This window comes from Marinimicrobium sp. LS-A18 (assembly GCF_000463525.1).
Classification (GTDB): Bacteria; Pseudomonadota; Gammaproteobacteria; order Pseudomonadales; family Cellvibrionaceae; genus Marinimicrobium; species Marinimicrobium koreense.
This window is the reverse complement of the sequence record NZ_AWEP01000006.1, coordinates 653,236-666,695: the sequence shown is the minus strand read 5'-3', so window position 1 is coordinate 666,695 and position 13,460 is coordinate 653,236. Positions and strand designations below refer to the sequence as shown.

The 13,460-nt window shown below is 57.9% G+C and carries 5 protein-coding genes; all 5 read right to left on the bottom strand.

Features of this window, described 5'->3' with window-relative positions:
* Positions 1 to 74 precede the first annotated feature (74 nt).
* The 5 genes from N645_RS18210 to N645_RS0114075 all read right to left on the bottom strand — a co-directional run bounded on the left by N645_RS18210 (position 75) and on the right by N645_RS0114075 (position 13,302).
* Entirely contained in the window at positions 75 to 2,138 is a 2,064-nt protein-coding gene (locus N645_RS18210) for a hypothetical protein (protein ID WP_024462157.1), read from the bottom strand.
* Between the two features lie 216 nt (positions 2,139 to 2,354).
* On the bottom strand, positions 2,355 to 3,269 hold the full coding sequence (locus N645_RS18105) for a hypothetical protein (protein WP_152521723.1): 915 nt from the start codon (positions 3,267 to 3,269) through the stop codon (positions 2,355 to 2,357).
* A 67-nt stretch (positions 3,270 to 3,336) separates the two neighbouring features.
* Positions 3,337 to 5,526, bottom strand: coding sequence for a hypothetical protein (locus N645_RS0114085; RefSeq protein WP_024462155.1), 2,190 nt, complete (start codon positions 5,524 to 5,526; stop codon positions 3,337 to 3,339).
* Positions 5,527 to 5,606: 80 nt separating this feature from the next.
* Positions 5,607 to 7,955 (bottom strand): penicillin-binding protein 1C, encoded by a 2,349-nt coding sequence (gene pbpC, locus N645_RS0114080; protein WP_024462154.1) that lies wholly within the window; start codon positions 7,953 to 7,955, stop codon positions 5,607 to 5,609.
* A 7-nt stretch (positions 7,956 to 7,962) separates the two neighbouring features.
* Positions 7,963 to 13,302 carry an alpha-2-macroglobulin gene (locus tag N645_RS0114075; RefSeq protein WP_193744988.1) on the bottom strand — a complete coding sequence of 1,780 codons (5,340 nt, stop codon included), beginning with the start codon at positions 13,300 to 13,302 and terminating at the stop codon, positions 7,963 to 7,965.
* Positions 13,303 to 13,460: the final 158 nt, after the last annotated feature.

The window sequence follows — 13,460 nt, the reverse complement described above, 5'->3', positions numbered from 1 at the left end:
GGTAACAATCCTTATCAGACGTAAGGCCCGAGAGATCAGCTCAGGCCTGTTTTCATTTCGATAGCTTGTTTGGATTATTCGGAATAGCGGGTTATAACGACAAACTCATTTGTTACCAAGTCGTATGCAAAGACCGCTTTATAGTGGTCCTGGGCAACAAAGAAATAATCGTTTTCTTCGATAAAACTGACACCTTGCGCTAGCCTTGAGTCAAATTCATCATTTTCATCGTATGAGTGAATCATGCTCCAATCGTCAATCGCTTCGCCTTTTTTCATCAATCCTTGATAGGATTCAAAGATATATAGACCCTTACCTTCTTCCACAATAAATAAGCTGTTTAGACCTCTAAAAATATTGTCTGCAGGATAGTCAAGAGGAACTTCTTCACGACTGCCGTTTGTCAAGTCCAATTGGTAGAGTTTTATTCTGGCGTTTATGTACGCTAACCCTTCATCTTCACTGATGACAATTCCTGAAGCCAACCCAAAATCAGGACCTTCGCCAATACCCGCCTCAGCGTCTGAAATCACCTCTTGATCACCAGAAACTAAGTTAACTTTTAAAAGTCGATCGTAATCACCGCCGCTGCTTCCCGATAGAATATAAATGCTTTCAGAAGCTGACGACATAACAATATCGCGCGGCAAGTCAAAAGCCGAGGCATTGTCTCCAGACCTTGACTGTAGAAGCTCAGTGCCAATGCCTGTCTCAAGGTCAATCTCATAGATAGCGTTTCCGCTATCACGAGCAGCAATAAGTCGATTATTCTCAGGATCAATAGCACCGACATTGAGAAACCCTAAACTAGCGGACTCGTTTTCTCCGTCATTTGTGGCAAAAACAGAGCGTATACCGGTATTCAGGTCCACTGCCAATATAGCGCGATCCTCGCCCACGCCTTCGTCTTCATCGTTACCTAGTAAAAGAAGACGGTTATGGGCTTCGTCATAAACCATGTCTCCAGTCTCAAACTGCCGCTGCTCATCATCTGGAAACGGTTCGCTGTAGTCCTGACCCACCACCGTCACTTCCACCGGCTCCTCCAGCTCATTGCCCGCTTCGTCTTTGACCTGAAGCGATACCCGGTTTTCACCGGGGGCCAGGGTGATGCTCTGCTGCCATTCGGCAAAGCCGGTTTCCTTATCGGGTTCCAGGGTATACGGAACGGTGCTGTCCTGGTGGTGGACGGTCAGGGTAACTTCGGCGACATTACTGAGTTCATCGGAAGCACGACCACGGATGGTCAGGGTTTCAGCGCCGCTAGCGCTCATGGGGGGCGGGAACGCGATTTCACCGACCGGAGGCTCTTCATCCGGGGCGGTGGTCAACGCCCACTCGACGGTTTCGGTTCCGATGGTGATCGCCACCTCCTGGGTTTGATCAGAACCACTCAGCGTTACTGCACGCAGTGAGATAGCATCTCCCGGCTGAAGCTCGCCCGCCTCGGCGGTAAAATCGCCACCGTTGACCCGGTACTCACCACCGGTGATATTGACGGCCACGGGGGTGTTGATCCCGCTGATCTCGACCTCTTCACTGGTTACCTCTGTTTCGGGGTTCAGACCTTCCTGGGGGGCAAAGCCAAAGGCATTCGGTGTCGTATCTTCGGCTTCGGTGGTAACGGTAAAGGTACCGCTAATCCCACCAATCGTCAGTGTGGCAGACGCTTCGGTGCTGAAATTCCCGGAGGCCGTCACTTGAACCCTGACTTCGTCATCCAGGTCCACCTCGCCGTCGGCGTCGGTATAAGCACCACCGTCGATACTGTACTGACCGCCGGCAACCGAAATCGCGGTAGCGGCATCAATACCGCTGACGGTGACGGTATTGCTGGTCAGTGTGGCACCAGGCTCTACATCAACTTGAGGTTCGAACGAGAAAGGGGCGGGCTCAAGGTCCGCGGATTGGCTCGAGCTACTGGAGCTTGATACTGAACTGGAGCTTGAGCTGGAACTGATAGAGGACTCAGACGAGCTTGAGCTTGTCTGCGACACGCTGGAAGACGAGGATGAACTGGACGATTGGCTGCTGGATGAGTCGGGCTCCGGGCCTCCCCCACTACTGCCGCCACAAGCGGTCAAACCAAGAGTCATCAGAGAAGCCAGAGTAAGCTGGCGCAGTAAAGCGAGGGGCATGACGTGCACTCCTTGTGTTCCGTGTCAGTCTTCAAAGGGCGGCATTATGCCAGCCCTTTATCCATTTTTGTGTGATGCAGTTAAAATTGGCGTGCGATGCCACAGCATGGTCGAACATTCGGCATATAATTCATCTTGCTCGTATCCATTGACAAGTTTTTAGTAGTCTACCAGACCTTTTCAAAGAACCAGCGATCGAAAACGGTTGCTCAACGATCATCGAGATATTATCCATTCTCCATCTTGCTTTCGGAACACCAGGTCATACCGCACGGAGCCTTCTTCGCCAATAAAATTGAAGGCGATGGCACCGCGCCTGTCTGCCCGGATAAATCTAACCAATTTCCGACCAGGCTCTGGACGAAGTCCGAACTTTATACTATCAGACTCTAAAAGCTGGATCTTTTCGTTATTTACACTACTCAGAAAGCTTTGCTTTAGAGATTCCCTTGTTTCTCCTTGATCAAGATAAAATGCTTGATCCGTTTCTCTATTTCGCTCGTCGAAAAGATCCAGAATTTCATCCACCTCACCGTCTGACAACGACTGCTCTATCACTTTGTAGGTTTCGTAGAGCGCATCTTTATCCCTGGCGTACTCGTCTTTGCTTATACGAAAATAGTCTGGCAGGTCATCACTCTCAAAGAACCCCCAAACTGGAAGACTATTCGGAACTTCGATTTTTCTAGAAATACTAATTCCTTCTGAATCATCCACTACCACAGGGTGGACCACCACATCACCCTCGTCCTTCTCAGCGAACGCATCAATTGAGCTCAAGAACACCGGACTATTACTGCCATTATAACCTGAGGGATCATCTTGGCTCGCGCGATATTCTATTTCTGCAATGTCATACTTATTATTAGGATTTTCGTCTGACTTTACAGATAGCGTTAGATTAACAGTGCTCTTAGCTGATCGTTTTTCTCCCTCAGCCAGAGGAAAAACGACGACCCCCAAATAGTTTGTTTCAGGATGAAAGTAGTGATTGACGGGAATTTCGACAGAGGAAGAACCGCTTGAGCTGTTCACAGTGTGCACATAGATTCCATTAACTTCAATAAATGCGCGCACATCTGAAGCTTTGATTGATAGAGAAAATAGAGGCTTGCCGTTTAGAATACTCATTTCTTTACCTTCACTTTTTGAGCACGATGTTAGAAAACACGAAAAAATCAGACTGACTATATGTAGTCTAGAGCGGCGCACTATCGAGAGCATACTCTTTTTTCTCCTTTGGGAATCTAGCCTCAGGAAGTAACTCCCTGAACTTCTTCATCTCTTTCTCTTCGTACTTTGAGGTTTTCTTTTCCTCGACATCAAAAGGATTTCCCATACTGGAGAAATCTTCATCGCTTGCCCCCTCTGAGTCCACCGTTTCCTTAGAGACCTCCGCATAATACGTATAGTAAAGCGCTGCTCCCGTAAACAATATGCTTCCGCCTATCGCCGGCTTACCATCTTTTACGGTTGACATCAGCTCGAACACAGCACCGATTCCTTGCGACTCGGAGCCAGCACTCTTCAGGGCCATTGCCATTCCGATCTTGACCTCAACAAAGAATATCTTTGCCTTCGCCTCAATTCTCGCATCAAGACCTACGGTCAGGCTAACAGCTCCCCTGTTAGTTGCAGAAACCCCATCTTTGGCAAGCCAAGACCGTCCAGCCTCTTTTTCCCAAGACAAAGAGCCGGATATTTCGCCGTTGAGGAGCAGGTCCAAACCAATAATCGCGCTTGCTTCGATATCCTCGGTTTTTAGCCCCTTATGCGCTCGCTCCCGAATCTCTTCGAGGATTACTGAATGAGGCCCCGCAAACTTGATCAAATAGTTCAACACATCAACACGTACGTCCGCTTTCAGCAGCGGGGCCATATTTAACGAGACGGATCCGGCGATGCCTATGTCGTGGCTCTGCTCAACCTCTTTGAGCTCAACACCGCCTTTTAGCTCCACTGTTGGCCATGTGAGCTCTACCTTGGTTCTGTTTGCTTCTTGTCGCCTTCCTTTATGATTGGTGTAATCGCCTATACGCTCGACAACGCCGTCCATCATTGAACGTATTTCGGGGAAGCAATCATTAACCGTCAGCTTTTTATCCGAACCAAGATTCCAGCGGTGGGTATTGACTTGGCCGCTAATGTTTCCGGAAATGGCCCACTCTCCCTTCGGAGCCTCATTACTCATCACGGTTTCCGGGGTGCTGGTCTGTTTGTACCCCGCTTTAACGCCGCCCTCCCACTTCACCGTCGGAAACGCATGCACGATCCCCTCTACCTGCTCGATTTCTGAGCAGCCGGAGGAGTTGAAACGGTAGGTGTTGAAGTCGATATCACCCGGTAACAGATAACGGCGCAGGAAGTCGCTGAAGGTTTCCACCGGTCGGTCGTTACTCGGGGGCAGAACCGCTATTTCCTTTCCACTCTGCTTGATGACGCTGTCGCCGTCGGGGCCGCTCAGCTTGATTGAGGGGCAGGCACTTTTACCGTGACCGCAGGCGCCGGCGAAGTCGACGGTGATTTTGTCGGGGCGGTCATCCTGGGTAATGACCTGCAGCACTTTTTGCGTGCCGTTCATATTGGGCTCGCCGTTGAGCACGTCGAGCATGTAACCGCGCGAGCCGTAGTGGGCGCAGCGCAGCATGAACTTTTGCAGCTCGCAAACGGGGATTTCTTCGACGGGGTCATCGTTTTGTGCGCCATCGCCACGGTCGTCGGCGTGGGGGCCCAGGGTGGCGGGAGCGTTTCCGGCCGTGGCTTCCAGCAGCTCTTCTACCAGATTGGTTTCGCCTCCGGGTTTACCGGCGCCCGTCTGTATTGGCTCCTCCACTACGACCAGCTCACCTTCGTACAGCGCCTGGGCAATGGATTGAAGCGGGGCCTGTGCTTGCCATTGGCCTGCCGGGAGCAATTTCCCGGTGGCTTTGAGTTGCTCAGCGCTGGGATCGAGGCTTTGTACGAAGGCTTTGGCGTCGTTCAGGCTGCTGAAGCGGCGTGCGGGTTTGCGGCCCTGATCGCTGTTGGCGGCGGGCATCACTGACCAGGCGGTGTCGCGGCTGCGACGGAAGCGGGTCAATCCGCTGAGGTTATTGAGCAGTGCCGGGTTGGCGCTTGGGTACACCTGCACGCGCCCTTGGGCGATCCAGTCGGCTATCAGACGGCGGGCGTCGTCAGGCTCAACGGGAGGATACCCCTCTCCGAGGCTGACCAACAATTGCAGCCAGAACTCGGGGTCGCTATCCAGGCCGATCAGAAATTGATGCGCATAGAAGTTGTCGCCAAACCACATCGGTCGCGAGGTCGGGCGAGGCCCCTGGCTGGGGTGATAAAAGCGGTAATATCGACCAAGCAGGTCGCTCAGGTAAGGCACACTTGCAGGTAGCATGACTCAGCCACTCCTTGTAATCCCTGTCATTTGCAGCGCGAATTATGCCACAACGTCTATCGCCAATGTGTGACTCAGTTCTAGCCCTCGCCGCCCAGAACCCGAAACCAACGCTCCAGTTGGTAGCCATCCCCATCCACCAGACGTAATTTGTGCCAACCCGGGTCAAGTGAGACCGCCTGCTCGTGAAACAGTCGGGTTTTCCCCAGATAACGATCATCCAGATGCCAGAACAGTTTTCCCTCGGGATGGCGATGGACGGCCTGAAGCACGGTGCGGCCGCGACGCCCACTCAATTCCAGCGGGATGTACACCTGGCTACCCTCACGGGGATAGAGCAGGTCCATGGGTTGGTCATCGGCGTAGTGATGAACGGCGGCCAGGCAGTCCGGGCGCCAGGGGGGAACCGGACGGTAGTCACTGTGATGCAGGCGCCAGAAGTGCGCCTGCAGCGGCGGTAGGGTGAACAAGTCGGCCGAGACCATGGCGCTGACCCGCTCACAACCGGCGTGCACCCGATACTGACCGGTGGCATCGAGTTGGACCCGCTGGTAGTGCGGGGTGACCTGCTGAAAGTGGCTGTGCCGGGGAATATCAATTTCGCGCGACTCGCACTGGCCACCGGCGAGATAGCCATCGGTGATGCACACGGACACGGTTTTCAGAGCCCGGGTCGGCCGGTCAAACCAGCGATGATTGCCCAGTTGGGCAAACACTTCGAACAGTACCGGCGCGGCACTTTTCTGGCCGCTCAGCGCTGGCGCTGGTTCACCGCCGGCATTGCCGGCCCAGACGCCCACGGTGTAGCGGCCGTTGCTGCCGATGGCCCAAGCATCGCGCAGGCCATAACTGGTGCCGGTTTTCCAGGCGATGGCCTGACTGCCGCTGAAGTCCCGCCAGAGCGCATCGGTGCCGGGCCGGACAACATTGAGCAGTGCCTGCAAAGTCAGCCAGGCGGCACCCTGCCCCAGGCCGGGATCGCCCTTTGCCTCTCCGTGTTCGCCATGGATCCGCTGTGCTTCGGCGGGCCAGGTGCCCGCACGGGCCATGGAAGTCATTCGGGCATAGAGGTTGGTCAGCTCCCACAGAGTGCCTTCGGCACCACCCAGAATCAGACTCAATCCATAGTCTTCCGCCGGGCGATGCAGAGTGCTCACCCCCAACTCCTGAAGACGATGATGCAGACGTTCGATGCCGTAGTCTTTAAGCATATGCACCGCCGGCACATTGAGCGAGCGGGCCAGCGCCCGATGGGCCGGCACCGCGCCGCGGTATTGGCGATCGTAATTTTCCGGGCGGTAGCCGCCGAAATAGGCGGGAATGTCCGGCACCAGAGTGGTGGGCAACAGCTCGCCCTCTTCCAGCATCAGGCCGTAGAGCAAAGGTTTGAGAATGCTGCCGGTGGAGCGCGGTCGCTGGATGATATCCACCGCCGGTGCGTGGCTGTCCCCGGCGGCCTGGTTGCCCACATAGGCCAGGGTGCGCATCCGCTCATGATCCAGCACCAGAATCGACAGATTGTGGACGCCGTCCCGAGCCAGGCGGCGCCCCTGCTGCTCGGCAATCTGTTGGGTACGTCGCTGCAGGTCGGCATTCAGGGTCGTGTGAAACACTGCCTGAGAAGGGGCCTCGGCGGCCAAGGTGGTCAGCAAGTGAGGCGCCAGATGAGGCAAAGGTCGGGGTCGTTCGGGGAGCGGCTCGCGTAGCGCCAACGTCAGATCCAGTTTACTCAGGGCGCCAGCCTCGGTCAGACGGTGCAGCAAATGATCCCGCTTTTGACGCAGACGCTCGCGATCGCGTCCGGGGTGGATCAAAGCCGGGCTGTTGGGCAGCACGGCCAGGGTGGCCGCTTCCGCCCAGGACAGCTGCTCCGGTTCACGTCCGAAGTAACGCCAGGCGGCGGCCCGCAGGCCGACGATGTTGCCACCAAAAGGGGCGTGACTGGCATAGAAATTCAGCAGCTCATCCTTGCTGAAATGCCACTCCAGGTGCAGAGCGCTCAGAGCCTCCAGCGCTTTATTGGGCAGAGTGCGGGGCGGGTCGTCGCGCAGCATTCGCGCCAGTTGCATGGTGAGGGTACTGCCGCCGCTGGTGACCCGACCGGCTTTGATATTGCCCCAACTGGCCCGGGCGATGGCCAGGGGGTCGATGCCCGGGTGGAGGCGAAAACGCCGGTCTTCGAACAGCAACAGTGCCTGCTCGTATTTGTCCGGCAACTCGGTAACCGGGGCAAAGCGCCATTGCTGGTCACCGGCAATCCGGGCTCCGAGCAGTTCGCCATTGTCTGCGAGTATCAGACGGGCGTAGTCGCGATTTTGTAAGCTCGACGGCAGCGGCCAGTACTGCAGGAGCAGCGAGGCAACCAGCATCCCCCCGGCCACCCCCAGCAACCAGGGCCGACGTATCCACTTGCCGAAGGTCTTACTCACCGCCGCCTCAGTCCGACTTGATCACGCGGACCCACTGCCCGGCGGTACCCGCCCGAATCCGTTCGTTGTACATGGCTTCGGTGCGCCAGCCCGGCAGATAGAAATCCCCGGCGTAGGAGGCGTTGAGCAGGATCTTCAGGGTGACCCGTTCCTGGCGATCGTCCTGATAGCGCCAGCGCCAACGGTAGTCCCGCCAGAGACTGAAGTAACCCAACACCCGGTCGTCACGAATGTCCAGATAGTCAAACCCCTCGGGCGCATCGCCGCCCTCCAGTCGGTCGTTGCGGATCTGCCAGCCGCTGGGCATCACCAGGCTCAGGGCAATATCCTCCAGCCGCGCGCGGCCCAGTTCACCGAAGTCGGCAGACACACTGATTTCCGCCATAAAGTCGGTGCCCTGAGGCAGTTCAGTGACGTCCAGGGTTTCGCCTTCCAGCGTGGCGAAGCGCACGTCCAGATTCAGTCCCTCCGCTTCCGGCTGCTCATCCGTGGCGGCGGGCGTGCCGCGATTGCTGAGCAGCACCCGCAGGTTCTGATCGCTGTCGTTGCGCACCCCGGCCTGGGTATTCATCAATGACTGCCGATACCAGTGACTCTGACTTTCCAGAGGCTGCCAATCGCCCTCGGTATCCAGCGCGAAGCGCAGGGGTTCCTCGGCGTCTACGTCACCGGCGAAGTTCGCCAGGGCGGTGAGGGCCCAGGCCACCGATTGAGTGCTGTACCAATCGGACTCAGAGAGCCGCTCGGCGATCTGTTCCGCCTGTTGCCAGGCCGCTTCCTGCTCACCGGCCTGGACCAGCAACTTCAGGCCGATGGCCCGGTCGCGCAGGCTGGAGCCATAGGTATAGCCGGGCTCGTCATAGTCCGGCACGCGCTCGACCTCGGGCATCAGTTCCCGCCCGGCATCCTTGAGCCCGAGCTGATAGTAAGCACTCGCCAGCAGACGCCGTGCGGTCACCTGCTGATCGCTGTTCAGTTGGGTCAATCGCTCTCGCAACCGGTTCATGGCCGGGGTTTCCGCCGCGCCCGCCAGGGCCAGAACATAGAGTCGGTAGGCCTGTACCTGGGTTCGGTAGTCTTCGCCCTGATTGAAGCGGCGGGCCTGTTGGCGCTCGTGGTCCAGCCAGCGCTGCAAGCCGTCGGCCTCGACGCCATAGCCGCGCCGCTGGGCTTCCACCAGGAAGTGCCCCGCGTAGAGCGAAGCCCAGTCATTGGCATAGGTCGCGCCGGGCCAATAGCTGAAGGCACCGTTGGCCAACTGGAAGCGGGCCAGCCGCTCGATGGCGGCCTGCAGGTTGCTCTCCCGCTCGCGTTCCTGGTCATCGGACAGGGATACCAATCGATCCAGGTAGAGCTGTGGGAAAGCCGCCGAGGTCACCTGCTCCAGACAGCCGTGGGGGTAGTTGAGCAGGTAACCCAGGCGCTGCTCGAGATTGATCGGCGGCAACCGGCTGATCTCGATGCTGGCCTCATTGGTGCCCGCCATGCCGTGGGCTTCCAGAGAGGAACGCCACTGCTCGCCCGGCGCCAGGACAACCTGCTCCCGTCGCACCGACGGCGGGTTGGCCGCGCGGGATTCAATATGAATGGTCTGGCTGGCGGTTTCATCGCCGCTGCGAGCGGTCACCGTCACCTGCCCTTGCCCGACCTGATCGTTGACCTTGAGGGTCAGCTCGGTGATGGCGTCCTGTTGCCCGTCCAGGCTGAGCTCCGCCGTGCTCTGCGCGATAGTGAACAGGTCACTGGCGCTGGCCTCGATGGTCACCTGATCAATGGCTTCGTCGTTCGTAAACACTTGCACCGGCAGGGAGATGGTCTCCCCCGGCCCGACCACCCGGGGCAGTGTCGCCAACAGACTGAGCGGCTGGGTGACGGTGACGCTCTGTTCGGCCTTGCCATAGGCGCCCTGCTGGCCCGCCACTACCATGGCGCGTACTTCGCCCAGATAGGGTGGCAGGGTTATCTCATGAGTCTGGGTCTCACCCGCCGCCAGAGTGAAAGGGCCAAGGAACTGCACCACCGGCGGGAACCGGCGCTCACGGGGGTTGGCATCAGACTCGTCGTCGGCATCGCTACCACCGATGGCGAGCACTCTCTGCAGGGAAGCACCGTAGGCACCGACCACCTGATCGAACAGGTCCCAGGTGAATACACCCAAGGCTTCGCGGCGGTAAAAGTGATCGTGGGGATCGGGCGCTTTGAAACCGGTGATACCCAGTAGGCCCTCATCCACCAGGGCCAGGGTGTAGGTCATTGCGCGGTCATTGGTCTCGCTGACCTCAACCGCAAAGGTGGACTCCGGACGCACCTGTTCGGGCGTCTCAATAACCGGTTCCAACCGGGTGTCGGGATCCTCTACGGTCAGTGGCACCAGGCCGTAAAGGCGCATGGGGGCATCACTGGCCCGCTCCTGGTGGGGCAGCAACAGGCTCAAGTGTACATAGACATTGGGCGCCATTTCGGAGGTGACCGGAATCTCGATATCGGTCTGCCCCGGTTCCAGATCCAGCCAACGCCGTTCCAGTACCCGCCGACCGTTTTCCAGACTGAGCAGCACCCGGCCACGCTCGACCTCCGGCAAACGGACCCGTGCGGTCTCGCCCACCTGGTATTCATCCTGATCGGTGGAGAGCATCAGTTGGGTGGCGCTGGCAGGATTGACCGCGTTGCTGCGGCTCCAGCCCAGATACAACAGCTCCCCGGCGCAGTGGCCGCTGTTTTCGTCGCACACCCGCAGCAGGTAGCGGCCCCAGTCGTACTGATCCTTCTCCAGGGTCCAACGAGCCAAGCCGTTGGCGTCAGTGGTGAGCGAGTCTTCACTCAAGGGCGCACGATTCTCACTGGCCACAAAGCTGGCCAGGTCGTCACTGCCGCGATCCCACCACCAGCGCCAGTCCACTTTATAGAGGGTGAGTTTCAGGTCGCGGTCGGCCAGCGGTTCGCCGTCGCTGGAAAGGCTCTGGAAGCTGACCTCATGATCCTGATTGCGGGCGATGGCCCCGTTGTACCCGCTACCGTCGGGTACGTGAATGCCCACCCACTGCTCGAAGGGCAGGTAATCGAATCGGCGCAGCGCAGTACTGAAAGCGCCGCCCGGCTCGAACACGCGGTTGATAAAGACGGCCGATAATTGACCCGGCGGCGGGGAGGCCACCGGCAGGTTCACGGGGAAGCGCGCCTCACCCGTTTGATCTAACACCCCTTCAAACACCTTTTGAGTGGCCCCGGAAAACTCCCGGGCCGGGTCGTCAAAGGTGAACTGGCTGTAGCCGTCGAAGCGGGTGGTTTTGGGAATCAACCGGACTTCGGTATCCGCTTTCAGCCCGGCGGCGCTGGCACCGTGCAGCCATTGGGCAGTCAGCTCGGCCTGCACGGGCATGGCATCCAGACGCAACGGGGTCTCGGCAAAACTCAGGTCCATTTTCAGCCGATTGGGCATAATGGTTTCGATCTTGAGCACTTTGTCGAAGTAGCGGTTCCCCAGATGCACCACCGCGCGCCAGTTGCCCGTGGGCGCCGACTCCTCGGTGCTCAGGGTAAAGCGGTAAAAACCGTCTACCGGATCGCGGGCGATTTCGCTGGTGACTTTCTTTCCTTGAGGATCAAACAAATCCAGGGTCACCGGATGATCCTCGGGCCAGCGGTCGTCGCGATCTTCGAGAATAAAGGTCAGATGGATGTCATCCCCCGGCCGCCAGACGTCCCGCTCGCCATAAATAAAGCCTTTCAAGCCATCGCGCACCGGCTCGCCATCCACATCAAACTGATTGGTGGGCAGTGCTTCGTTGCGCGCCAAGCGCAGATAGCCGGTTTTTCCCTCGCGCTCGGCCACCAGATAGAACGGCTGCCCGTCAGTGCGAATCGAGGCCATACCATATTCATCGGTGCGACCTTCCCCAATGGGTTGCTGCTGGAAGTTGTAAACGCGAACCTGCGCATCCGGCAAAGGCTCGGCATCGAGCAGGCCAGTGGCAATCACTTCCAACTGATCATCACCACCCAGCTTGGCCATCAGGCCCATGCTGGATACCTGAAAGGCACGTTGGGCCTGCACCTGATCGCTATAGCGGTAGTAACTTTCGTGACAGGGATTGTTGCGTTCGCTGTACACCCAGTAACCGCGAGATTCGTAGTACTGCCGATACCAGGCTGGCTTGGAATCATTCTGGTAGGACCAGTCGCCCTCGTGACTTTCCGGTTCCGGATCTTCTGCCTGCTCGGGACGAGGCACATCACAGGGGTAGAGGGAGTTGCTGCGGTCCACACTCAAGGACAGTTGAATCATGCCCTCCGGATGCTCTGCCATCAGCTCGGTCAGATCCAGGTTGTAGCGTTGCCAACCGTCGCTGGCGGGCTCAGGCAGGCGATAGGTTTTACGCCACAGATAACGACCCGTGGCACCGTCCGGCCCCGCATCGGTCAAGCCATGATTCTGCAGATACTGCCCCATGTTGCCTTCGAACACTTTGAAGGCGGTGACCTGCACCGAGTCGATATTCGCCGCTTCAAACGGAACAGACAATTGGCGCGCGGGCGGCAGAATACTGCTGCTGCCCAGGAAGCCTACGCCGGGGGTGACCAGGTTCAGGCGCAACGACTGCTCGAAGCCTTCGGACAAACGCTGGCCTCGCGCACTGCGCACCAGGTCAGTGACGGTCAGCATAACGCTTTCGTCGGTCTGCTTACTCGGGTAGAGCCGCAGGCGGCTGCCGTCCACTCGAGCGCGGACCTCCTTGCCGCCAAGCTGCACCAACCCACTCAGGTTCTGGTCCCGTTCCAGCGGTTGAGAAAAACTGACTTCCACATAGGTCTGTCCACCGCGCACTACCCGAGCACCGGTCACGGCAAAAGTGTCCCGAGCGGGAAGGGTCAGGGTTCTCTGGCCCTTCTGGGGGGATCCCACACTGGTGCCATCCCAGATGAGCACCAGGCGTTGCTCCCGATCGGTCTGGGGCAAGGCATCCAGTTGAAAACCGAAACGCACTGACTTGGCGGTCTCCTGCCATTGCACCGGCACCTGTTCGCCATCCAGTTCCGCGGTCAATACCGACTCCACGGCGCTCAGCTCCGCGCCGTCGGGCACGTAGAGCTCACCGGACAAGGCTAGCTCGTCGGCTTCCCCGGACGGAGCCAGGCCGTCCACCGTCAGTTCAAAACTGCCTTGAGCAGCAGACTCAGGGGCAGATGCAGAGGAGGTTTCCGATGAGGAGGAGGCGGATGGCTCGGTTGGATCTTCGCCCGGACTGCAGGCCAGCAGCACCGACAGCGCGGCACTGATCAAGATCCAGCGTATCCGTGTGACCGAATTGAAGAGTGTCACGCCAGCGGGCAAGAAAGGCTTGTCCATAAGAGTCCCTGATGATTTGTAGGTTGGAGAGGCTGCAGTCAGTTTACCCGACAGTCGCGTCATAATCCCAGACGCCCGCTTTCATCAAGAGTTCTACGTCCGGACAACAAACAGGCCAAGAAAACGTAACAACTGTAACAATCGTTTACAGCGCCACA

Bases quoted from the DNA above. Each gene is read 5' to 3' on its own strand.
- N645_RS18210 (WP_024462157.1), bottom strand. From the start codon at position 2,138: ATGCCCCTCGCTTTACTGCGCCAGCTTACTCTGGCTTCTCTGATGACT.
- N645_RS18105 (WP_152521723.1), bottom strand. From the start codon at position 3,269: ATGAGTATTCTAAACGGCAAGCCTCTATTTTCTCTATCAATCAAAGCT.
- N645_RS0114085 (WP_024462155.1), bottom strand. From the start codon at position 5,526: ATGCTACCTGCAAGTGTGCCTTACCTGAGCGACCTGCTTGGTCGATAT.
- N645_RS0114075 (WP_193744988.1), bottom strand. From the start codon at position 13,302: ATGGACAAGCCTTTCTTGCCCGCTGGCGTGACACTCTTCAATTCGGTC.